Here is a 22016-nt window from a genome sequence, read left to right as displayed (position 1 = left end):
GCTCGGGGGATGAGCCCCGAAACACTTCTGGTCAGCCTGCCCGACTCCGTGCTGCGCGAGGCGGTCGGCGAGCTGCCTGCCGGCGTCGAGGTCGTTGAGTGGGCGCTGGATGGCCCGGCTCCCCGCCCGTATTTCGACATCGTCGTTACGCCGTACATGGGCAAGACCGACCGTCTCGCGCACCTCGCCGGCGTCGACACCCGGCTCGTGCAGAGTCAATCCATCGGCTATGACGGCGTCGACCGGGTCCTTCCCGCCGGGCACGTCTACGCCAACGCGTCGAGCGTGCACGAGACCTCCACCGCCGAACTCGCCCTCGCACTGATCCTGGCCTCGCAGCGCGGCATCGATGACTTCGTGCGCGCCGCCGACGCCGGAGTGTGGGCACCCGCCTTCCATGCCAGTCTCGCCGACCGCACCGTGCTGCTGCTCGGCTACGGCGGCGTCAGCCAGGCCATCGAATCTCGACTCCTCGCCTTCGAGAGCACGGTCGTTCGCGTGGCCCGCACAGCTCGCAGCGACGAGCGCGGCATCATCTACGGCTTCGATTCCCTGCCCGAGCTGTTACCGCAGGCCGACATCGTCGTCATCGGCGTTCCGCTCACCACGGCGACAACCAACCTCGTCGATGACGCATTCCTCTCGCAGATGCGTGACGGCAGCCTGCTCGTGAACATCGCGCGCGGTCGCGTGGCCGACACCGACGCTGTGCTCGCGCACGCGACCAGCGGCCGCCTGCGGTTTGCGCTCGACGTGACCGATCCGGAGCCGCTGCCGACGGGGCATCCGCTCTTCGCGCTGCCCAACGTGCTCGTCTCACCGCACGTTGGCGGCGCATCGAGCGCCATGCTGCCCCGGATGGCTCGGCTCGTGCGTCAGCAGGTTGAACGGATGCTGCGCGGCGAGCCGCCGCTCAACGTCGTCTTAACGAGTTAGCGGCCGCGCTCGTACTCTGGCGCGATCACTCGGCGATGGCCTCGTTTGCGGCGGCCTGCGCGGTGTGGAGCGCCTCACCGACCGGGATACGGCCGAGAAACATTTCGGCGAAGGTCGACTTGAACGCGTCCGACCCCTCGGCCCATTTCGCACCCCGCGGCGCCTGCACGGTGCCGTTGTCGAGCACGTCGATGAATGCCTGCACGTCGACGCCCTGTTTCTGCCAGGAGGCGACGTAGCTGGCCTGCGCACCGATCACGGCCGGTGATGCCGACCCGTCGGCGCCGATAGCCGCGCTACCCTCGGTGCTGCCGAGCCACTCGAGCAGTTTTTGGGTCTCCTCGGGGTGAGCCGAGGCAGCGTTGCCCGCGGCGACAACACCGTTCGTCACGCTGATCGCGCCGGCCGGACCGGCTGGAATCGTGGCCACGCCCCACTCGAATCCGGCGCCCTCATTCACGTTGCTCAGGTTGTAGACACCGCTCTGGAAGAGCGCCATCTTGCCCTGCAGAAACTGATCAAGGGAGAAGTCGCCGTTGAGGTTGGTGTCGGCGGCCGACGGGGCCACGTGATATTTGTTCATCAGGTCGATCACGTACTGGAACGCCTGCTCGCCCGCAGCCGTGTCAAAGACGAATTCGTCGCCGTCCTGCAGGGCAGCACCGTTCGAGCCGAGATAGTTGAGGTAGATCGCGTTGAGGTCGTTGGCCGCGTTGTAGCCGTACTGCACGATCTGCGAGGCATCAAAATCGGCGCTGTCGGCCGTGTTCCCGTTGGCGTCGACCGTGAGTTTCTGCAGCACGGGAAGCAGGGTGTCGTCGCCGGCCGCCGGATCCCAGTGCAGGTCGCCGACGGTTGCCGCATCGATACCGGCCGCCGCGAGCAGGTCCGCGTTGTAGTACAGCCCGATCCCCGGGTCGGCGAGCTGGGGCACGCCCCAGAGCGCACCATCGAGGGTGTACTGGCTGATGACGCTGGGCTGCCAGTTTGCCTGCGCGTCGGCACCGAGAGCATCCGTGACGTTCACCAGGTTGCCGTTGACCGCGTAGTCGGCAAAGTTGCCGGCGTTCACCCAGAACACGTCGTCGGCGGTCTCGCCGGCCACGTCGACGCGCAACTTGGTGAAGTAGTCAGCCCACGGCACGACGTTGACCGCCACCGTGATACCCGGGTTGGCCGTTTCGAACGCCGCGAATGACGTTTCGTAGGACTTTGCTACCTGCTCGTCCCAGACGCGCATGGTGAGCGTCGTGTCGGAGCCGGCTTGCGGTGCCAGCGCGAGCGCGCCGGCCACGCCGCCGATGGCGACAACGGATGCGACGGTGGCAATGGCAATGATGGTTGAGCGTTTAGCGATGATGTCCCCTATTCCTGTTGGAGGATATCAGTCGACAGAGCATTGACGCCTACTGTGACGCCCCGAGGTGTTCGCCGAAGAACGCTTCGATGCGCGTCCAGGCGTCGGCAGCGGCCACCGGGTCGGGTCCCGCACCGAGAATACGTTTCAGAACCGGACGCAGAACCCGCGGCCCGGACTCGGCATCGTTGAGAAAGGCATGTCCGGCGCCGGGGTATTCCTTGACGTCGTGCTCGATCTTCAGCCGCTCGAGGGACGAGGCGAGCGTGGCCGCAGCGCCAACCAGGGAGCGGTCGGTGCCGCCGAAGCTGCCCACGATCGGGCAGGCACCCTGCAGATGGTCGTCGAGGTCCTTGGGCAGCTGACCGTAGTTGACGGACGCGGCGTCGAAACCGCGTGTGGCCGTGGCGAGCGCGAAGCCGCCGCCCATGCAGAAACCGAGCACGCCGATGCGACCGGTGCAGTCACTGCGCTGGCCGAGGAATGCCCGGGCTGACTCGATGTCAACGAAGGCCCGGCCGGCACCGGACGACAGTGCCCGAAAGGTTGCGACGAGGCATTTGCGGGTTCCGCCCTCGGTGAAGAGGTCGGGCATCAGCGCGAGGTAGCCGGCCTCGGCCATCCTGATGGTTTGGCGGCGCATGACGTCGGTGAGCCCGAATGCCTCGTGCACGAGCACCACACCCGGCCAGGGCCCGGAGCCCGCCGGGATCGCGAGTACGGCCCTGAGGCCGGCGCTGCCGCCCGGCCCGTCGGGCAGTTTCATATCGATGAGCTGGGGTGCGGCGTGCATAGTCTCTCCCGGGTTGGCTGAAACTGTAGCTCGCAAACACCGCCAATTCGTGTAACCTGTGGTCAGACCACATAAGACTGTTGCGTAACCCGAGAGGACCCCATATGCCCAGCGGCCCACGCGCCTGGCAGGTCGTTCTCGACGCCGTAGAACGCGACCTGCTCGAGGGGCGACTCAGCCCGGGTGACCACCTTCCGCCCGAGCGCACCCTCGCGGCGGATCTCGGCGTCGGCCGGTCCAGCGTGCGTGAAGCACTGCGCGTGCTCGAGGTTCTGGGGCTCATTCGCACGGCTGTCGGATCCGGCCCCTCGGCCGGGGCGATCATTGTTGCGCGCCCCGGCGGCGGCATGTCCGCGCTCATGCGCCTGCAAGTCGCCGCACAGGGTTTCGAGGTGGCTGACGTGGTCAAGACCCGTCTCGTGCTGGAGGGTTCGATCGTCACCGACCTCGCCGAGGCCTGCCGCACGCACGCCGTCGACCTGGCCGAAAGCGCCCAGATCCTCGCCGCGATGGAATCCCCCACCCTCACCGAAGCGGAATTCCTCGCCCTCGACACCCAATTTCACCTCTCGCTCGCCCAAGCCAGTGGCAACCAGGTGATCACCGCCACCATGGCGGGTCTGCGCAGCGCCATCGAGGGCTATGCCAGGGCCGGTCTGGCGACGCTCGCGAGCTGGCCGGCCACATCCGCTCGCCTCAGGCTTGAGCATCGCGGAATTCTCGCAGCCATCATGGCCGGTGAAGCGGATGCCGCCCGCCTCGCCGTGCAGGCCCACATCTCGGGATATTACGCCGAGACCCAGCTCGCTTCTTCTTCTTCCACCCCGACGACTCGATAGGACGACCATGGTTCAACGCCGCATTCCCAGGATCAAAGACCTCGCTCCGCTGATGAATTTCAAAACGCCGGAGTTCAACGCGAAGAAGCGTCGCCTCGACGCAGCGCTCACCATCAACGACCTGCGGACCATCGCCAAGAAGCGCACTCCGAAAGCCGCGTTCGATTACACCGACGGATCTGCCGAAGCCGAGATTTCGCTCGGCCGCGCCCGCCAGGCCTTCGAAGACATCGAGTTTCGCCCCTCGATTCTGCGCGATGTCTCCAACGTGTCGACCGGTTGGGACGTGCTCGGCGCCCCGGTAGCCCAGCCGTTCGGTATTGCGCCCACCGGCTTCACCCGCATGATGCAGACCGAGGGCGAGATCGCCGGGGCGCATGCTGCGGCTCGGGCGGGCATCCCGTTCGCCCTCTCCACCATGGGGACCAGCTCGATCGAAGATGTGAAAGCCGCCAACCCGAACGGCCGCAACTGGTTCCAGCTCTACATGTGGAAGGACCGCGACCGCTCAATGGCGCTCGTGGAGCGGGCGGCGAAGGCCGGCTACGACACGCTGCTCGTGACCGTCGACGTGCCCGTGGCCGGGGCTCGCCTGCGCGACAAGCGCAACGGTTTCTCGATTCCGCCGGCGCTCACGCTCGGCACTGTCGTCAACGCCATCCCCCGCCCGGACTGGTGGATCAACTTTCTCACGACCGAGCCGCTCTCTTTCGCGAGCCTCGACCGGTCCAGCGGCACGATTGCCGACCTGATCGATTCTATGTTCGACCCCAGCGTGACCTTCGAGGACCTCGCCTGGATCAAGGCGCAGTGGCCGGGCAAGATCGTCGTCAAGGGCGTGCAGAACCTCGAGGACGCCAAACGCCTCGTCGACCTCGGCGTCGACGGCATCACGCTGTCAAACCACGGCGGCCGCCAGCTCGACCGCGCGCCCATCCCGTTCCACCTGCTGCCGCAGGTTGCGCGCGAGGTCGGCGCTCACACCGAGGTGCACCTCGACACGGGCATCATGTCGGGAGCCGACATCGTCGCCTCGGTCGCCCTCGGCGCACGCTTCACCATGATCGGCCGCGCCTACCTGTACGGCCTGATGGCCGGCGGCGAGGCCGGCGTCGACCGCACCATCCAGATCCTGTCGGAGCAGATCACCCGCACCATGCGGCTGCTCGGCGTGAACGCGCTCGAGGAGCTGAACCCCGGGCATGTCACGCAGCTCGCCCGGCTTCAGCCCGTTGCCGTGCCCCTGGTCGCCGCGGCCGACGCCGTCCCGGCGCGCAAGACGCCAGTGCGGAAAGCCGCGGTGCGCGCGTAGCCAACCGATAATCGCCCTTTCTGCCGAGCGTTCGGTGCAACCGAAGCTCTCGGCAGAAGGGGTGCCTTTCGCGCAACGCGCTCCAGCTCAGCCGAGCTGCTCGCGGAACGCGCGCAGGGCAAGGGCGTCGTCCTCCCAGGCACCGCCTTCGTGACCGTTGTACGGCCAGACCGTGATCTGCTTCGGTCCGGCGTAATTGTTGAACGCCGCGAACACCGTTGACGGCGGGCAAATCGGATCCATCAGCCCGACCGTGACCACGATCGGCGCAGTGGCCCGCTTGGCGAAATTCACGCCGTCGAAGTAGGCCAGCACCGCGTGGGCGCGCGCCGCTTTCAGCCGGTTGGTGGCCAGATATTGGCCGAGCTCGCGGTAGGGAAAAGCATCGGTGACGACGGATGCCCGTGGAAAGTCACAGAGAAACGGCACCCGGGCAACGACCGCGGCCAGATCGGGCACGAGCCCGGCCACGGCGAGCGCAATGCCGCCGCCCTGACTGGTACCGACAACGCCCACGCGCGTCGCGTCGACCAGATCGAGGCTGCGCGCCGCCGCGACCGCACGCACCGCATCGGTGTAGAGCCGGCGGTAAAAGTAGGTTTCGCGCACATCGATGCCGCGAGTGAGAAACCCGGGCGCCTGCGGGCCGCTCCCCGCCTCGTCGGCGGTGTCGCCGGTGCTGCCGCCGAATCCTTGCCCACGCACGTCCATATCGAAGTGCGCGAAGCCAGCGGATGCCCACAGCAGGTTCTCAAAGGCCTGGCCCCGTCCGCGGCCGTAGCCGTGAAACTGCACAATGGTCGGCAGCGGGCCCGTAGCGCGTGCGGGCACTCGCAGCCAGGCCTTGATCGGCTGGCCGCCATAGCCGCAGAAGGTCACGTCATACACATCGAGAGTGGCCAGGCCGGCGTCAACCGCGCTGACCCTGACATTGAGGTCGTGCGTCTCGGCCTCGGCGAGCGTTTCGGCCCAAAAAGCGTCGAAATCGGCCGGATCGACCTGTGCGCTGCGATAGGTGCGGAGTTCGGCTTCGGGCCGGTCGGTGTACATGGCTGCCAGCCTAGGGCCGCCTGCACGAGCACGGGCACGGGCACGAAAACCTCCGAGCTTACGTACATCCAGCGACGAGAGACTCGATCGAGCGCTACTGCGCGCCCAGGCCTTCGAGCACGAGGCGCAGCTGCTCGACGGCCCAGTCCACGTCTTCGGCCGAGACCACGATCGGTGGCGCCAGGCGAATGGTCGAGCCGTGCGTGTCCTTGGCCAGCAGGCCGCGTTCGAGGAGCGCCTCGCAGACCTCCCGCCCCGGTGCCAGCGCCGGGTCGATGTCGATGCCGGCCCAGAGTCCGACGCCGCGCACGGCGATCACGCCGTGGCCGATCAGGCCCCTGAGTCCGGCATGCAGGCGTGCTCCGAGCTCGGTTGCGCGCTGCTGGTATTCGCCGGTGGCCAGCATCTGCACCACGGCCAAACCGACAGCCGCCGCGAGCGGATTGCCGCCGAAGGTCGAGCCGTGCTCGCCCGGGTGCAGCACGCCGAGCACATCGCTGTTGCCGACAACGGCCGAGACGGGCACGATGCCGCCGCCGAGGGCCTTGCCGAGCAGATACAGGTCGGGCACGACGCCGACGAGATCGCAGGCGAAGGTTGAGCCGGTACGACCGAGGCCCGACTGAATCTCATCGGCGATGAACAAGACATTGTGCCGCGTGGTGATCTCCCGTACGGCCGGCAAATAGGTCGCCGGCGGTACGACAATGCCGGCCTCGCCCTGGATGGGCTCCAGCAGCACGGCTACGGTGTTCTCGTCGATCGCCGCTTCGAGCGCCGCGGCATCGCCGTAGGGCACGGTGCGAAAGCCGGGCGTGAACGGGCCGAAATCGGCCCGAGCCGACTCGTCGTCGGAGAAGCTGATGATCGTGGTCGTGCGGCCGTGGAAGTTGCCGGCGGCAACAATGATGTTGGCCTGTTCGGGCGCAACGCCCTTCACCCGGTAGCCCCAGGCACGAGCCACCTTGATGCCGGATTCCACCGCCTCGGCGCCGGTGTTCATCGGCAACACCATGTCTTTGCCGGCGAGTTCGGCCAGGGCGGTCACGAACGGGCCGAGCTGATCGTTGTAAAAGGCTCGGCTGGTCAGGGTGATCCGGCCCAGCTGCGCCCGCGCAGCATCGAGCAGCACCGGGTTGGAGTGCCCGAAGTTCACGGCGGAGTACGCGGCGAGACAATCCAGATAGCGGTGACCGGCAACATCCGTCACCCAGGCGCCGTCACCCGACGCAACGACCACCTCGAGCGGGTGATAGTTGTGTGCGGCGTGCGCGCTCTCTTGCGCAATCAGGTCGGCGGCCGCGGGCGAAACGGATGCTGCGGCTACGGCCTGCGCGTTGGTCAGGTTCGAGGTCATATCGTGCTCCTTCTGGGTCGCGGTGCCGGCGGGACCGGCAATAGTGGGGGTGGAGTGAGCCCGCGCGGAGTCGGTGGGCGCGGTCATCGGCGCAGCTCGAGTGTGCAGCACTTGACGCCGCCACCACCGAGCAGCAGCTCGGACAGGTCGACGCCGATCGGGTTGTAGCCGCGGGCACGCAGCTGGCGTTCAAAATTCTTGGCGCGGGCCGCGATGACCACGTTGTAGCCGTCGGAGTAGGAGTTGAGGCCGAGAATAGCGGCGTCTTCCTCGGTGGCGATCACAGCGTCGGGGTACCTCTCCTGCAAAATGGCCAGGCTCGGTGCGTCGAAAGCGCTCGGCAGGTAGGCGATTTCGCCTCGGCCTGAGCTTGTCGCAGGGTCGAGCACGGCAATGGCCGTGTCGAGGTGGTAGAAACTCGGGTTGACCAGGCGCAGGGTGATGACCGGGCGGCCGGCGATCTTGGAGAGTTCGGCGTGGCTGTTCGAGTCGCTCCGAAAGCCGGTACCGGCCAGGATGACATCGCCGACCAGCAGAAAGTCGCCCTCGCCCTCGTTGGTCTCCACGGGAACGCGCACGTCGAAAGCGTTGGCTGCGAACCAGTCCATGTAGGCGGGGCCCTCGGGCTGACGCTGCACGTGGGTGAATTTGGCGCCGTACGCTTGATTGGCGATGACGAAGCCGCCGTTCGCCGCGTAGACCATGTCGGGCAGGCCATCGATCGGGTCGATCAGGTGCACATCGAAGCCGAGGCCGATGTAGGTGTCATAGAGCGTCTGCCACTGTGCCACGGCGAGCGAGGTGTCGGTGGGAAGAGCCGGATCCATCCACGGGTTGATGCGGTAGACCACGGTAAAAAACTGCGGCTTGCACATGAGAACCGAGCGCTTGGTGGCGATGCGCACGGGAACGGCGGATTCTTCGGCGAGAAGGGGGACGGCTGAATCGATCGACATGAGGCTCCTTCGGGGATCCGTGGTTCGGAACAAACCAGCAGAACTCGGGGTGAATGGCGGACCAGGTCGCTCACGAGAGCCCGGCTCAACCAACCTTGATCGTTCCGGGACGCCGATCATAGTCTCACACAGCATGATTCAACGTTTCGCGCTGATCTGCGCAAGAAATCGTCGAGAATGATGACCACGACGCAATTTTGCGCACTCCGCGCCCCTAGACTCGACCCATGGACAACCTCGACCACAGCATTCTCGACCTGTTGCGCCAGAACGCTCGCGCCGGCTATGGCGACATCGGCTCGGTCGTCGGGCTGTCGGCATCCGCTGTAAAACGCCGCGTCGACCGGTTGGTAGCCGACAAGGTGATTCGCAGCTTCACCATTCAGGTCGACCCGGCCGTCGACGGCATGAGCACGGAAGCGTACGTTGAGCTGTTTTGCCGCGGCACCGTAGCCCCCGACGAATTACTGCGCATCCTCTCGGGCGTACCCGAGGTGGTCGACGCCGGCACGGTCACCGGCAGCGCCGACGCCATGGTGCACATTCGCGCCAGGGACATTCCGGGCCTGGAAGCGGCACTCGAAAAGGTGCGCCTGGCCCCCAACGTCGACCACACCCGCAGCGCGATCGTGCTGTCCCGCCTGATCCACCGCTCCATCGAATAGCCCCGCCACCCTCCCCCTCCCCCTTCCCCCTTCCCCTTCCCGCGAGAGCGGGAAAAACGTTGCTTCAGCCGGGCTGAAGCAACAAATTTTCCGCTCTCGCGGTTAGGGGAGGGGTTTCTGGGTGACTGGGGAAATGAGGTGCATCAGGGTGACCGCGACTAGTGCCCCGGCGCAGAGGATGCCGGCCAGAACGACGATCTGAAACCGTCCGGCCTCCAGCGGTGAGGCTCCCCCGAAAATCGCGCCGACGAACGCCCCCGGCAACGTGACGAGCCCCGTGGTCTTGGTCTGGTCAGTCGTGGGAATGATCGCGAAGTAGACGGCTTGCCGGGCGAGCGCGCGGGTGGACTGCCGTGGCGTGGCTCCAAGCGCCAGCCAGCCCTCGACCTCGTCCCAGTGGTCGCCGACCGCTTCCGAGAAGCGTCGGCCGGTCAGCGTGGCAATCGACATGGCATTGCCGATAATGATGCCGCCGATCGCGAGCACATAGCGCGGCGAGAATTCGATCGCGCCGGTTGTGAACACGATCGTGAGCGTGATTCCCACTCCCAGACCCATCGCTGCGGCCACGCGCACGAACTGGGATCGACCGATGCGTCGAGTGACCGTGGCGATGGCCGCCACGAACATGACGAGCAAACCCACGCCGACCCAGACAGGATTGTTGATGATGCCGCTGAGAATAAGGCTGATCGCGGCCAACTGCAGCGTTCCGCGCAGCAGCGCGAGCGCCGGGGCGAACGGATGCCGCGTGCGATAGCCGCGCAGCACCGTCACGACCACGGTCAGCAGCAGCACAACACCGATGAACGTGGGCAACAATCCGGCCAGCTGTGCGGAAAGGTCGGCCGGAAGCGTCATGGCTCGAGCCTAGCGACCGGCACGTCCGCAGCGATGCCGACGCGGGCCGGAGGGAAAATACCGTAAGAACGTACCAAGGGTATGCTGTTGTATCATCCGTTGTAGCGGGTCAGAATTACTTGAAACGTTGAACGGAGGGTATCGTGCCCACTTCATTTCTCACCATCGATCCCCAGTCGAGCACGCCGCCATTTGAGCAGTTGCGCGGCCAGGTCATTGCCGCGGTGCGCTCCGGCGAGCTGCCCCCCGACACCCGCCTCCCCACCGTGCGCGCCCTTGCCGCCGAGCTCGGCCTCGCCACGAACACCGTCGCCCGCGCCTATCGCGAGCTGGAGCGCGACAGCGTTATTGAAACGCGCGGCCGGTACGGATCGTTCATCGCCCCCGAGGGCGAGGCCGCTGCCGCCCAGGCCCAGGCGGCCGCCGACTCCTTCGCGGCGCGCATGGAGCAACTCGGCCTGAGTGCTGCCGAAGCGCTCGCGCTCGTGACGGACGCGCTGAATCGCCGTTCTGACGGCTGAGCACTCGGCCTTGCGCCCCGGATTTTGTATTGCTACTCTGGTACAAAACGCATACAAAGGGAGGGTTCCGTGGATACGGTCTTGATGGTCGTGGCCGCTCTGGTCTTGGCGGGGTTCGGCATCCGTTTAATCTATATCGCACGGGCCGAACCACGCCGACGGATGCTGAACGCGTACTCCCAGCAGGTTGGCCTCGCCTTGGTTCCCGAGATCGTTACCACGCTGTCGACTCGGATCTACGGCCGGGAACGTGCCGGGGTGTTCGGGTCCGTGGCCGGACTCGTGGTCGGGGTGGCGGTCCTGACCGCGATGGGTGGCGCTCGCAGCCCCTGGAGCGGGGTGTTCATTGTGGTCGCGGTGACCGTCGGCTCCACGATTGCGCTCATTCTCAGCGATTCCCGCTCGGCTTTTGCTCCGGTTCCCGACGCGCCGCGACTGGCGCGCAGCGTCTCCCCGGGACTGGGCGACTACGTCACGCCGCTCGACCGCGCGTTCTCCCTCGGCCTGCTGGCCCTGGCAACCCTCAGCTATATTGCCGTGCTCGGGGTTATCGCGATCAATCCGGAGCGGGTGTTCGATGACGTGTCGGTGCGATCAATACTCTGGCCGGCCGGGCTGTTGCTGGCCCTCGCGGCTGCCGCAAGCCTGCTGACCTGGGCGGCCGCCGGTGCGATGCTCGGCCGCGGTCAGCCGGCCAGCACGTTCATCGAGCTGGCTTGGAGCGATGCTTTTCGCAGCACTACGCTGCGCGGCCTCGTGTCGATCCCGGGAATCCTCGCCGCCATCAGCACCCTCGTGTTGTTCCTGACCTTGAGTCAGGCGATCACGCTGGCCACTCCGGGCTCGGCCGGTGCGATTCTGGTCGACTCGTTCACCATCATGGGCCCGGTGCTGTTCGTGGCCCTCATCGGGTGGAGCCTCGCCAGCCTGCGCAATCGCAGCACGACACACTACTTGCGCCGCCTCTGGCCCGAGACGGCCGACGAGCTCGACCGGCGCCGACACGCGCGCGGCCAGGCCGTCGGCGACGAGCCCAACGACCAGCCCGATGCGGGCAGCCGAACGAAGACCTCGGCATGATGCTGCTGGTCGATCCGCGTTCGGCAACGCCGCCGTACGAACAACTGCGGGTGCAGGTTCTCGCCGCCGTGCATTCGGGTGATCTGGCCCCGGGCGACAAACTACCGACCGTGCGTCGGCTGGCTGAAGATCTGGGGCTCGCCGCAAACACCGTCGCCCGCGCCTACCGTGAGCTCGAGCGCGACGAGGTCATCGAAACCCGCGGCCGCAACGGATCCTTCATTGCCGCGAGCGGAACGGCCGCTCAGCAACAGGTGCAGGCTGCCGCCGTGACCTTCGCTGACAAGGCGCGAAAACTTGGCGTCGCACCCGAGGAGGCGCTCGCACTGGCGCGCGCGGCCCTCGGCATCCGTTCGTAGCCGCTGCGCAAACCCAACCGGGCCCGGGCCCGGAAAGTGGGCCCATGATCTATCGCGGGCCTGGTTTCCGGGCCCGGACCCGGACAACAGAAAGCTAGGGGGCGGTGCGATAGTACGCGGCGAGCCGCTCGAAGCCCTCGTCGAGCGACACGGCAGGGGTCCAATCGAGGTCGGCGCGGGTGCGACGCTGGTCGAACCAGTGCGCGGTCGACAGCTGTTCGGCCAGAAACCGGGTCATCGGCGGTTCGTCAACTCTCGGGCGGCGGCGCCAGACGGCCTCAATGAGCGAGCCGGCAGCGCGGGCAGCGGATGCCGGCACCCGCCAGGCCGGGGCCGCCACGTTGGCAGCGCCGCAGATTCCGGCGAGCAGTTCCGCGACCGGGCGTGGTTCACCGTTCGTGATGACATAGGACCGGCCGTGTACTCGTTTGGCCGCATCGAGCGCCGCGTGGATGGCGGAGGCCGCGTTCGCGACGTAGGTCGTGTCGATGAGCGCCGCGCCATGCCCGAGCAGCGGCAGCCGCCCCGAGCGGGCGCGTTCGACGATGCGATCGACCAGCTGGGTGTCGCCGGGGCCCCAGACCAGGTGTGGGCGCACGGCGACCACGCTGAATCCGGGAGCGTCGGCGGCGAGCGCGAGCAGCTCGGCGCGGGCCTTGGTGCGGGCATAATCGCCGCGAGCGTGCTCCGGTGAGGCCGGCAGTGCGTCGGAGCCCATGATGGAGTTGCCGGAATGGGCCACGGACGGCGAGGAGACGTAGACGAAACGGGAGACCCCGGCGTCCTTCGAAGCCTGCAGCACGGCGCCGGTACCACCCACGTTCACCGCCTCGAATTCGGCCGGGTCACCGGTGAGCGACACCTTGGCGGCGAGGTGCACGACCGCGTCCATGCCGCTGACGGCATAGGCCAGACCGGCGTAGGGCGTGTCCGCGAGCGTGGTGATCGACCCGTGCACGTCTTCCACCCCGGGCAGGCCTGACGGCCGGCGCTGAAAGGTGCGTACCTCGTGTCCAGCCGCGCTGATGCCGGCAGCGACCGCGCGGCCCAGAAACCCGCTGGCACCGGTCACCAGCACCCTCATGGCTTGACCCAGCGACCACCCGAGAGGATGCCGGTGGCCCAGCGCGAGAGTCGAGTGCGGTCGATCTTGGAGTTGTGCCGAATATCGGTGGGCAGGCCCGGAACAACGAGAACAGCGGCGACCGACGACCCCACCGCCGCGCGCACGGCTGCGGCGAGCGGCTCGGGAGCCCGGTGCAGCCGGCGGGCCGGCGGCACGATTTCAATCACCGCGACCTGCTGCTGGGTGCCGAGCGGACCGACCCCGACGAAGGCGGCCCGGGCAACCTCGGTCAGCATTTCGATGCGCTGCTCCGGGCCGACCGGGGTGATAACACCGGCGGGCGTCACGATGACGTGCGGCATCCGGCCCTCGACCCACAGACGGCCGGCACTGTCGAGATGCCCGACGTCGCCGGTGCGATGCCACCGCTCGCCCGGCACAGCTCCGCGCCGCGACGCCCGTTCGGTGAGCCAAAGCCGGTCGTAGTGATCCTTGACGTGCGGCGCCGACACCACGATCTCGCCGGTCACATCGGGTTGCTCCGACAGCTCACCAACGGATGCCCCGCTCGCGTCGAGCGCGCTGATCCGGATCTGAGTGGTCGCGGTCGATGCCCCAACGCACACTCCCCCGGCGGAGTGCGCGGAGTCATCCGGACCCGAGGCTGCAGCCCGAATGCCCTCGAGGGTGATGTCGGCCATGAGCAGCCCCTCGGTCATGCCGTACGGGGTGTGCGCGGTTGCTCCCGGCATGAGCGCCGCGGCCTGGGCGAGCAGGCTTTCGGAGATGGGCGCGCCGGCCGAAAGAAAACGCTGCACGCCGGCAAGGGCGGCATGATCGGCGGGCGTGAGCGCCTCGGACGTCGCGACGACGTTCACGAGCGCGGCGGGCGAGAGAAAGACCACCGTGGCGTCAATCGCGGCGACGGCAGCGGCGACCGCGGAGGCCGTGAGGGTCTTGGGAGCGGTAACGTCCATGTCGGGGGTGACCGAGCGGGCACCGAGGGCGGGGCCCAGCAGGGCGAACGGGGCGAATCCGGCGACCAGACCGGTACCGACACCCACGCCGTACTGCAGGAAGAGGGCGCGACTCACGGCGGACAACTGGCCGTGCGTGTAGACGACGCCCTTGGCCGGGCCGGTCGACCCGGAGGTGAACAGAACAGCAGCCGGGTCGCTCGGGGCGGGTTCGCGAGCGGGGGCGTCACCGGCTTCGAGTCGGGCCTGACCCAGACGGATGAGCTCGGCGAGGGTGTGTTCCACCCCGAGCAGCCGACTCATCGGGGCCGGGTATCGGGCTGTGGAGATCACGCGACCCGGCCAGCCGAGCGCACGGGCGGCCATGAGGCCGGGAGCGGCACCGATCACAAAGTCGGGGCGGGCGCCGCGCACAGCGCGGGTGAGGCCGGTCAGGCCGAGGCCGGCATCCGCTACGACCACGATGGCGCCGATGCGCACGCAGGCGTAGAGCACCGCGGTGAGATCGGCACTCGGCGGCACGAGCAGCGAGACGCGGTCGCCGGGCCGAACGCCGATGTAGGCGAGGCCGGCGGCGATCTGGCGCACGCGCCGCGACAGCAGTCGCCAGCTCACCGTGCGCGGCGCCGGCTGCATATCTACGAGGGCAGTCTCGTCCAAGTCGCGCAGCTCATCCAGGTAGTGCCAGAGCGGATGCGTTCCCGTGGCGGCCCAGGCGGCCGCCGTCCCAGCAGAATCGGCCCCAGCAGAATCGGCCCCGGCAGAGACGGTCCCGGCAGAAACCCCGGCTGTCTCCGCCACTGCTGTCTGCACCGCTGCCGCTTCTACATCAGCTGCGCTCGCGCTGGTTTCGTCGCCGGGAGCCCGCTCGAACGTGGTCTCGCCCAGCCAGATCAGGGCTGCGGCGGCGTAGTCCGCGTCTTCGGCGACCAGGTGTCCTGCGCCCTCGAACCGGTGCACGCGAGCGTGCGGCATCCGTTCGATCAGGTCATCGAGGTAGCGATCGCTGAAGATCGGGTCGCGCGGGCCCCAGAGCAACAGCGCCGGCACCGCGAGTGCGCGCACGCCCGCGGCGATGCGGTCGAGTTCGGGCCGACTCGCGTGGGCCAGTTCAACGGGAATGTCGGCGACGAAGCCACCGATGCCGCCGCGCCGGGCGCTCGCCCGATACGGCGCGCGGTAGCCGTGCTTCACCGCGGCGGAGAGCGGCGGATGCGCGAGGGCCAACGTCGTGGCGAGGAACGCGGGCGTCGCCACGGTCGCCGCGCCGAGGACGCCGCGGGAAAGTGCGAGCCGGAGCGGTGCCGGAATCGGCTCGGCTGAGGGCTGGTGCACCGCCGTGTTCAGCAGCACGACCCCGGCCAGCAGCTCGGGGTGGTCAACCGCCCAACCGAGCGAAACCACGCCTCCCCAGTCGTGGCCGAGAGTGATCACCGAACCGGTCAGGTCGAGTGCGTCGGTGAGGTCGCCGAGATCCTGCACCCGGCGGGCAAGCGGGCGAAAACTCCCGGTACGCGCGGAGAAGCCCATGTCCAGCTGGTCGACGGCGATCACGCGCCAGGCGGGAGCTCCCGCCGCTGCGGCATCCGTCGCTGCCGCCAGCAGACTGCGCCAGAGGTAAGACCAGGTCGGATTGCCGTGCACGCAGAGGATCGTGCCGAGGGGGACAACGCCGAGCGCGTCAAGCTGCGGCCCATTGTCGAGCAGATGCCAGCCGTGGGTCACACCGGGCGTACCACTCTCTGCCACGTCGACCAGGCGCGACCACTCGGGGTTCAGCCCCGCCAGCCCCGACGGCGGCAAGGTCGCCACGGCCGAGCGAGCGCGCGGAAGTCGGGAAGCTGGGGTTGCGCGGATTTCAGTCACACTCCTCTTGGGCCCGAGAAGCCGCATTCGGCCCCTTGGTTTTCACGAGATGCCACGTTCAGCCCCTTGGATCCATTCCATGGGGCAGAAGCTGGCATCTCGTGGACGGTTGAACAGTTCATCGGGCCGAAGCTGGCATCTTGCAGAAGTCGACGGTGGTTTGTGGCCCCCACCATCACCAGACGAGTTCCATCATGGCGGTATTGAGACCAGACCCCACGCCCATGAGCAGTACCCGGTTGCCGGGCTTCAGCTTCGACGCCTCTTGCGAGAGCGTAATGGGGATGGAGGCCGGACCCACGTTGCCGAGGGTCGGGTAGGTCAGCGGTACCTTGGTCTTGTCCATGCCGGTGGCCTTGACGATGGCGTTGGTGTGCACGTCCGAAACCTGATGCACGATGTAGCGGTCCATATTCGACCAGCTCCAGTCGCGTTTGGCTTCAGTCCAGGCCGAGACGACCAGTTCCATACCGCCCTTGAGCAGGGCCTTCGCGTCGGTGAACATGCCGTCGACGCTGCCCACGCACAGTCCGTTGAACTGGGTGGCGGCACGGGTGACACCGCCGAGGATGCGGTGGCCGCCGGGATGGGCATCCGCCGGGCCGAGCACGGCTGCGGCAGCACCCGAACCGAGGGTGAGGCTCGCGAACTCGCTCATGAAGTCTTTGCGCTTGATGTTCGGGCGGCCGAGCCGGTCGATCGTGTTGGTCTGGATCTCGTCGGCGTCTTCGCCGTCGATGATCACGGCGTATTTGATCTGCCCGGAATCGATGAGCTGCGCGGCGAGCGTCATGCCATTGACGAAGCCGAGGCAGGCGTTCGCAATGTCGAAGTTAATGGCCGAGGACGGCAGACCCAGTCCGTGGTGAATGCGCACGGCCACGGAGGGCTCGAGGTGCTTGCGGGTGACCGAAGTGTTGATGAGCAGGCCCACGTCGCTCGGCTTGATGCCGGCCTCACGGAGGGCGATCTTTCCGGCCTTGACCGCGGCATCATCAAAGGTCTCGTCGGGGCCCCAATTGCGGCGCTCGTAGACGCCGGCGACGCGTTGCAGCAGCCCGGTGGGAAGCTTGAGTCGCGTCAAGACCGGCTTGAGGCGTCGGTCTATTTCTTCCGACGTCGTGATGAGGGGCGCGATCAGACTCGTGACCGACAACAGAGCGACGTTTCGGTGCGTCGTCGTTGCATTTCCGTTCAAGCGTGAACCCCTGTCGAATTGTGGACAGCGGTAATCATACGGCCCCGTAGAGCATGCCCTACAAAACTGTATGTATACCGCACGTGGCCTGTGTGCCGCTACCGGGCACACAGGCCAAACGAATCAGATCACGCCGTCGGAGAGCGCGCTCGGGTTACCGAACCGGTGTGCGGTGATCGAGATGGCCTGTTCACGCAGGAACGGCAGCACCTCGATACGCCCGGCCTGGGTGACCGCGTTCGAGTACACGGCAATGTCCGGGCTGCCGTCAATGGCATCGGCGAGAGCGGATGCCGCCTCCCGAGCGCCCAGCACCGGGTCGCGGCCGATGAGGCGCACACGGCTGGCCGTGATGCCGCCGGAGCGTGCCCGGTTGAGCCATTCCTCATCGCTTTCAATGACCACCGGAACCTCGCGCTCGGAAAGGATGTTGCGCACAGCGGGCGGCACCGGAATGCTGCTGGACACGTCGTAGTGCGACGTCGACAGTGTCGCCGCAGCAATCACGCGCAGCAGCTGGGCGAGCGTTCCGGTTTCGGTCAGACGCACCGTAACCGGCAGCGCCCGGTAGCGGAACAGGTTGCGCTCAACGCCGAGGCCGGTAGCGTCGCGCACAACGTTGAATTCCTCGCGCCAGGCCAGAGCATCGCTCACGGCCGAGCGGCGCAGCACGTCGAAGTCGGCGTAGTCGAGGAAGGGCTGGCTGGCCTCGATGATGTCGGTGACGCGCTGTTCCAGTCCGCGCAGGTGCAGCGTCGAGCTGTTGCGGCCCGGTTCGTTGACCCAGGTGCCGAGGCCGAGGAGGTAGTTCGGGCCGCCGGCCTTGGTGCCGGCTCCCACTGCTGAGCGCTTCCAGCCGCCAAATGGCTGGCGCTGCACGATGGCGCCGGTGATGCCGCGGTTGACGTAGAGGTTGCCGGCTTCAACAGTGTCAAGCCAGAGGGTCAAGTCATCCGCGTCGAGCGAGTGCAGCCCGCTGGTGAGGCCGAAATCAACCGCATTCTGCAACCGGATGGCTTCTTCCAGGTTGCGCGCGTGCATCACGCCGAGCACCGGACCGAAGAATTCGGTGAGGTGAAAGTACGATCCGGGCGCGACGCCGGTACGGATGCCGGGCGACCAGAGCTTGCCGGTGTCGTCGAGCTGCTTGGGCTCGACCAGCCAGGTCTCTTCAGCACCGAGGGTGGTGAGGGCGTGCAGCAGTTTGCCATCGGCCGGGGACATGATCGGGCCCATTTGGGTGACCGGGTCACTCGCCTGTCCGATCTCGATCGAGGTCGCGGCGTCGACCAGCTGGCCGAGGAATCGCGGCGACTTCGAGACCGATCCGACCAGAATGACGAGACTGGCCGCCGAGCACTTCTGGCCGGCGTGGCCGAACGCGCTCTTCACGACGTCCGCGGCCGCGAGGTCGAGGTCGGCCGAGGGGGTGACGATTATGGCGTTCTTACCGCTGGTTTCGGCGAGCAGCGGCAGGTCGTGGCGGAACGAACGGAACAGCTCGGCCGTCTCGTAGCCGCCGGTGAGAATGACGCGGTTCACGGCGGGGTGCGCAATGAGCTTGGCACCGAGCTCGCGGTGGGGCAGGTTGACCAGCGCCAGCAGATCGCGCGGAATGCCGGCCTCCCAGAGCGCCTCGACGACGACAGCGCCGGTGCGCTGGGCAACCGTGGCGGGCTTGATGACAACGCCGGCGCCGGAGGCGAGGGCAGCCAGGGCGCCGCCCGCCGGAATAGCCGTTGGGAAGTTCCACGGCGGGGCGACCACAATGAGCTGCGACGGCACGAAGATCGCGCCTTGCACGTGGTCGAGATCCTTGGCGCGCTCCGCGTAGTAGTGCGCGAAGTCCACTGCCTCGCTCACCTCGGCGTCACCCTCGATGAGAGTTTTTCCGCACTCGCTCACCATGACCTCAATCAGGCGGGCACGGTTGGCGGCAAGCGCGAGTCCAGCGCGGTGCAGCACGGCGGCGCGTTCGGCGCCCGTCTTCTGGCCCCAGGCTGCTCCGGCGGTCACCGCACCCTCGATGATGGCGTTAAGGGCGGCCTCATCGGGTACGGCGGCAGCTTCGATCGTGTCGGTGCCCAGCGTTGACGCATCGGCGCGGGCGAGGATGGCCCGGCCCCAGGCGCGGTTGGCGGGCACCGATGGGTCGGTGTCCGGCTCATTGCGGAAGGTGGAGTGCGTGGGCACCGAACCGCGAGTGATGCCGAGCAGGGCGCCAGTCAGCTGCGGGTCGTCGTCGGGGGCTGCCTCGGCGTCCTGGCTGCGCGCATCCGTCTGGGCGGCGGCGAGCCGGTCGAGGTCGTCGCTGCTCGAGCGATCCTGGACACGGTTGGGGGTGGGCACCTGGTCGTCGAGGGCGTCGAGAGAGGCCTGAAAGCGGGCCCTCTCCCGATCGAACAGCTCGGGGTTGCTGGTCAGCTCGAACACGGCCGACATGAAGTTCTCCTGGCTGGCGTTCTCTTCGAGCCGGCGAATCAGGTAGCTGATCGCCACGTCGAACTCTGCGGGATCCACGACGGGCGTGTAGAGCAGCAGCTGTCCGACGTCTCTGCGAACCGCCTGCGCCTGGCCGGTGGCCATGCCCAGCAGCATTTCGAACTCGACGCGGTCATCGACACCGCGGGCAACGCTGAGCAGGTGCGCCCAGGCCACGTCGAACAGGTTGTGGCCGGCGATGCCCAGCTTGACAGCGTCGGTGTTCTGCGGGGTGAGTGCCCAGTTGAGTACTCGCTTGTAGTTGGTGTCGCTGTCCTGCTTGCTCGAGAACGTGGCGAGCGGCCAGTCGTGCACGGCGGCGTCGACGTGCTCCATGGCCAGGTTGGCACCCTTGACCAGGCGAACCTTGATCGGTGCCCCACCGGCGGCGCGCCGGTTCTGGGCCCAATGGGTGAGGCCCTGGATGGCGCTGAGGGCGTCGGGAAGGTACGCCTGCAGCACGATACCGGCCTCGAGCTGGGCGAGCTGCGGCTGGTCGAGCAGCCCCTCGAACACCGCAATGGTGAGGTCGAGGTCGCGGTACTCCTCCATGTCGAGGTTGATGAACTTCGGGGTAGGCGATGCCGCGGCAAACTCAAACAGCGGCGTGAGTCGTTCGATCACGCGTACAACGGTCTCGTCGAAGGCCCACATCGACAGCTGGCTGGCGATCGACGACACCTTGATCGAGACGTAGTCCACGTCGGGACGTTCCAGGAGGCGCCTGGTGCCTTCGAGGCGTTCGGTCGCTTCCTTTTCACCGAGCACGGACTCGCCGAGCAGGTTGATGTTGAGGCGGTTGCCGTCCTCTTTCAAGTGCACGAGTGCGGGGCCGAGCTTGTCAGGGGTGGAGTCGACGACGAGGTGGCCGACCATCTGGCGCAGCACGGTTCGGGCTGCGGGGATAACGACCCAGGGCAGCACCGGTCCGAGGATTCCGCCGAGACCGATGGCCGCGCGCATGTGCGGCGGCAGAAAGGCTGGCGCCTTCTTGGCGACCTTCTGCAGGCTGTAACCGGCGACCATCTTGTCTTCGGGGCGCATGACGCCATCAACGAAGCCGACCGTGAAGTCCAGGCCGTTCGGATCTTTGAGCACGCCGGCGAGCCGTTCGGCCGCGGCATCCGCAGGAATAGTGGCGCTCTCGTCTAGCCATTTCTTAACGAGAGCGACGACCTCCGAGCTGAATTCCTCGTTGGCGGGGCGGGTGGAGGCGTTGGTCATGGTCACGAGACTAGTCTTTCGTTCGCGGTTGGGGTGCTCTGGTGGTTCAAGTCTGCGGCCCGCCTATATTTAGCAAAAGCAATTGTTTATGCATAATATTCGTTACAATTTCTAATGATTTGGTTTCGGGTGCGACAAAAGGTGTAAGGGGCAGCGGATGTTGGACGTCAGGCGGTTGCGCATGCTGCGGGAGCTGAAGATTCGGGGCACCCTCGCCGGCGTCGCCGAGGCCCTCGCTTACAGCCCGTCCGCGGTCTCGCAGCAGCTCGCACTGCTCGAAAAAGAGGCTGGCGTCGTACTGCTCAAGAAGGTCGGCCGTCGCGTGCAGCTCACGCCACAGGCGGAGATTCTGGTCGAACACACCACGCACGTGCTGGAGCGGCTCGAGCTCGCCGAGGCGGACCTGCGGGCGAGCACCACGACGGTTGTCGGCACCGTGCGGGTCGCGGTCTTTCAATCCGCAGCTCTCGCGGTGATTCCGCGCGCACTCACCTTTCTGGCCGATGAGTTTCCGGCGCTGCGTGTTGAAGTCACCGAGCGCGAGCCTGAGCGCGGCCTGTTCGAGGTTGCCGCGCGCGACTTCGACCTCGTACTCGCCGAGCAGTATCCGGGGCGCACCCGCGCGCACTGGCCCGACTTGGACCGGGTCAACCTCGCCACGGATGCGCTACGGCTGGCCGTACCGCCCGAGGACACGGGGCGGATCGCGGCGGCAACATTGGAGGAGTCAGCCGGGCTGCCCTGGGTGATGGAACCGATCGGCACGGCATCACGCCAGTGGGCGACGCAACTCTGCCGCTCGGCCGGATTCGAACCCGATGTTCGATTTGAAACCGCAGACCTGATCGCGCACATCCGCTTGATCGAATCGGGCAATGCGGTGGGCATTCTGCCCGACCTGGTCTGGGCCGGTCGCATGCCCGCGGTTCAACTGCACGATCTGCCCGGCGCACCGCATCGCACCCTGTTCTCGGCCGCTCGACGCTCGAGCGCGCAACGCCCAGGAGTGGTCGCGGTGCGTGACGCCCTCGACCGGGCCGTGAGCAAGGTGGCCACACCCACCGAGTCCGATCCGCTCGAGCCGCCGCGTCCGTTCGAGCCGCTCGCACCGGTCTAAC

The 22016-nt window shown here is 67.2% G+C and carries 18 protein-coding genes; 8 read left to right on the top strand and 10 right to left on the bottom strand.

Features of this window, described 5'->3' with window-relative positions; translation table 11 throughout:
• Positions 1-9 precede the first annotated feature (9 nt).
• The gene (locus QMK22_RS05760) at positions 10-936 is read left to right on the top strand and encodes a 2-hydroxyacid dehydrogenase (protein WP_283496667.1); all 927 of its coding nucleotides are present in this window, start codon (positions 10-12) and stop codon (positions 934-936) included.
• A 25-nt stretch (positions 937-961) separates the two neighbouring features.
• Here the strand turns inward: QMK22_RS05760 and QMK22_RS05755 are convergent, their stop codons facing one another.
• Complete coding sequence (locus QMK22_RS05755) at positions 962-2230, bottom strand: ABC transporter substrate-binding protein (RefSeq protein WP_283496666.1); 1269 nt, start codon at positions 2228-2230, stop codon at positions 962-964.
• A 112-nt stretch (positions 2231-2342) separates the two neighbouring features.
• Positions 2343-3086: a dienelactone hydrolase family protein gene (locus QMK22_RS05750; protein WP_283496665.1), complete on the bottom strand. Its 744-nt coding sequence runs from the start codon at positions 3084-3086 to the stop codon at positions 2343-2345.
• A 104-nt stretch (positions 3087-3190) separates the two neighbouring features.
• On the opposite strand from QMK22_RS05750, the gene QMK22_RS05745 reads away from it, so the two are divergent.
• Both QMK22_RS05745 and QMK22_RS05740 read left to right on the top strand, forming a co-directional pair.
• Complete coding sequence (locus tag QMK22_RS05745) at positions 3191-3925, top strand: FadR/GntR family transcriptional regulator (protein ID WP_283496664.1); 735 nt, start codon at positions 3191-3193, stop codon at positions 3923-3925.
• Between the two features lie 7 nt (positions 3926-3932).
• A complete protein-coding gene (locus QMK22_RS05740) occupies positions 3933-5237 on the top strand; it encodes an alpha-hydroxy acid oxidase (RefSeq protein WP_283496663.1) in 1305 nt (434 codons plus the stop codon).
• 87 nt (positions 5238-5324) lie between these two features.
• Here the strand turns inward: QMK22_RS05740 and QMK22_RS05735 are convergent, their stop codons facing one another.
• The 3 genes from QMK22_RS05735 to ddaH all read right to left on the bottom strand — a co-directional run bounded on the left by QMK22_RS05735 (position 5325) and on the right by ddaH (position 8600).
• Positions 5325-6287 carry an acetylxylan esterase gene (locus tag QMK22_RS05735; RefSeq protein WP_283496662.1) on the bottom strand — a complete coding sequence of 321 codons (963 nt, stop codon included), beginning with the start codon at positions 6285-6287 and terminating at the stop codon, positions 5325-5327.
• A 94-nt stretch (positions 6288-6381) separates the two neighbouring features.
• Complete coding sequence (gene rocD, locus QMK22_RS05730) at positions 6382-7644, bottom strand: ornithine--oxo-acid transaminase (protein WP_502857189.1); 1263 nt, start codon at positions 7642-7644, stop codon at positions 6382-6384.
• Positions 7645-7727: 83 nt separating this feature from the next.
• A complete protein-coding gene (ddaH, locus tag QMK22_RS05725) occupies positions 7728-8600 on the bottom strand; it encodes a dimethylargininase (RefSeq protein ID WP_283496660.1) in 873 nt (290 codons plus the stop codon).
• Positions 8601-8827: 227 nt separating this feature from the next.
• Here ddaH and QMK22_RS05720 point away from each other — a divergent pair, with 227 nt between their 5' ends.
• Positions 8828-9265 carry an Lrp/AsnC family transcriptional regulator gene (locus QMK22_RS05720; protein WP_092106650.1) on the top strand — a complete coding sequence of 146 codons (438 nt, stop codon included), beginning with the start codon at positions 8828-8830 and terminating at the stop codon, positions 9263-9265.
• A gap of 102 nt (positions 9266-9367) precedes the next feature.
• Here QMK22_RS05720 and QMK22_RS05715 read toward each other — a convergent pair whose 3' ends face one another.
• Entirely contained in the window at positions 9368-10126 is a 759-nt protein-coding gene (locus tag QMK22_RS05715; RefSeq protein ID WP_283496659.1) for an ABC transporter permease, read from the bottom strand.
• Between the two features lie 143 nt (positions 10127-10269).
• Here QMK22_RS05715 and QMK22_RS05710 point away from each other — a divergent pair, with 143 nt between their 5' ends.
• The 3 genes from QMK22_RS05710 to QMK22_RS05700 all read left to right on the top strand — a co-directional run bounded on the left by QMK22_RS05710 (position 10270) and on the right by QMK22_RS05700 (position 12086).
• On the top strand, positions 10270-10647 hold the full coding sequence (locus QMK22_RS05710) for a GntR family transcriptional regulator (RefSeq protein WP_283496658.1): 378 nt from the start codon (positions 10270-10272) through the stop codon (positions 10645-10647).
• Between the two features lie 69 nt (positions 10648-10716).
• Complete coding sequence (locus QMK22_RS05705) at positions 10717-11727, top strand: hypothetical protein (RefSeq protein WP_283496657.1); 1011 nt, start codon at positions 10717-10719, stop codon at positions 11725-11727.
• Positions 11724-12086 carry a GntR family transcriptional regulator gene (locus QMK22_RS05700; RefSeq protein WP_502857135.1) on the top strand — a complete coding sequence of 121 codons (363 nt, stop codon included), beginning with the start codon at positions 11724-11726 and terminating at the stop codon, positions 12084-12086. The genes QMK22_RS05705 and QMK22_RS05700 overlap by 4 nt, the downstream gene beginning before the upstream one ends.
• A gap of 94 nt (positions 12087-12180) precedes the next feature.
• Here the strand turns inward: QMK22_RS05700 and QMK22_RS05695 are convergent, their stop codons facing one another.
• The 4 genes from QMK22_RS05695 to QMK22_RS05680 form a co-directional block, all read right to left on the bottom strand.
• Positions 12181-13170 carry an NAD-dependent epimerase/dehydratase family protein gene (locus QMK22_RS05695; RefSeq protein WP_283496656.1) on the bottom strand — a complete coding sequence of 330 codons (990 nt, stop codon included), beginning with the start codon at positions 13168-13170 and terminating at the stop codon, positions 12181-12183.
• Positions 13167-16022: an alpha/beta fold hydrolase gene (locus QMK22_RS05690; protein WP_502857133.1), complete on the bottom strand. Its 2856-nt coding sequence runs from the start codon at positions 16020-16022 to the stop codon at positions 13167-13169. The genes QMK22_RS05695 and QMK22_RS05690 overlap by 4 nt, the downstream gene beginning before the upstream one ends.
• 148 nt (positions 16023-16170) lie before the next feature.
• On the bottom strand, positions 16171-17193 hold the full coding sequence (locus QMK22_RS05685) for a 3-oxoacyl-ACP synthase III (RefSeq protein ID WP_283496654.1): 1023 nt from the start codon (positions 17191-17193) through the stop codon (positions 16171-16173).
• Between the two features lie 123 nt (positions 17194-17316).
• On the bottom strand, positions 17317-20898 hold the full coding sequence (locus tag QMK22_RS05680) for a proline dehydrogenase family protein (protein WP_283496653.1): 3582 nt from the start codon (positions 20896-20898) through the stop codon (positions 17317-17319).
• 157 nt (positions 20899-21055) lie between these two features.
• Between QMK22_RS05680 and QMK22_RS05675 the strand changes: the two genes are divergently transcribed.
• Positions 21056-22015: a LysR family transcriptional regulator gene (locus QMK22_RS05675; RefSeq protein ID WP_283496652.1), complete on the top strand. Its 960-nt coding sequence runs from the start codon at positions 21056-21058 to the stop codon at positions 22013-22015.
• The last annotated feature ends 1 nt before the right edge of the window (position 22016 follow it).

The sequence above is a fragment of the Cryobacterium sp. PH29-G1 genome, assembly GCF_030063365.1.
GTDB lineage: Bacteria > Actinomycetota > Actinomycetes > Actinomycetales > Microbacteriaceae > Cryobacterium.
Note: the sequence above shows the minus strand (reverse complement) of the source record. Positions and strands in the feature narration are given on the sequence as shown.

What these genes read in the sequence shown, in the direction of transcription:
- QMK22_RS05745 (WP_283496664.1), top strand. Translation starts at nt 3,191, where the DNA reads ATGCCCAGCGGCCCACGCGCCTGGCAGGTCGTTCTCGACGCCGTAGAA.
- QMK22_RS05715 (WP_283496659.1), bottom strand. Translation starts at nt 10,126, where the DNA reads ATGACGCTTCCGGCCGACCTTTCCGCACAGCTGGCCGGATTGTTGCCC.
- QMK22_RS05740 (WP_283496663.1), top strand. Translation starts at nt 3,933, where the DNA reads ATGGTTCAACGCCGCATTCCCAGGATCAAAGACCTCGCTCCGCTGATG.
- QMK22_RS05700 (WP_502857135.1), top strand. Translation starts at nt 11,724, where the DNA reads ATGATGCTGCTGGTCGATCCGCGTTCGGCAACGCCGCCGTACGAACAA.
- QMK22_RS05760 (WP_283496667.1), top strand. Translation starts at nt 10, where the DNA reads ATGAGCCCCGAAACACTTCTGGTCAGCCTGCCCGACTCCGTGCTGCGC.
- ddaH (WP_283496660.1), bottom strand. Translation starts at nt 8,600, where the DNA reads ATGTCGATCGATTCAGCCGTCCCCCTTCTCGCCGAAGAATCCGCCGTT.
- rocD (WP_502857189.1), bottom strand. Translation starts at nt 7,644, where the DNA reads ATGACCTCGAACCTGACCAACGCGCAGGCCGTAGCCGCAGCATCCGTT.
- QMK22_RS05690 (WP_502857133.1), bottom strand. Translation starts at nt 16,022, where the DNA reads ATGCGGCTTCTCGGGCCCAAGAGGAGTGTGACTGAAATCCGCGCAACC.
- QMK22_RS05695 (WP_283496656.1), bottom strand. Translation starts at nt 13,170, where the DNA reads ATGAGGGTGCTGGTGACCGGTGCCAGCGGGTTTCTGGGCCGCGCGGTC.
- QMK22_RS05750 (WP_283496665.1), bottom strand. Translation starts at nt 3,086, where the DNA reads ATGCACGCCGCACCCCAGCTCATCGATATGAAACTGCCCGACGGGCCG.
- QMK22_RS05680 (WP_283496653.1), bottom strand. Translation starts at nt 20,898, where the DNA reads ATGACCAACGCCTCCACCCGCCCCGCCAACGAGGAATTCAGCTCGGAG.
- QMK22_RS05675 (WP_283496652.1), top strand. Translation starts at nt 21,056, where the DNA reads ATGTTGGACGTCAGGCGGTTGCGCATGCTGCGGGAGCTGAAGATTCGG.
- QMK22_RS05735 (WP_283496662.1), bottom strand. Translation starts at nt 6,287, where the DNA reads ATGTACACCGACCGGCCCGAAGCCGAACTCCGCACCTATCGCAGCGCA.
- QMK22_RS05720 (WP_092106650.1), top strand. Translation starts at nt 8,828, where the DNA reads ATGGACAACCTCGACCACAGCATTCTCGACCTGTTGCGCCAGAACGCT.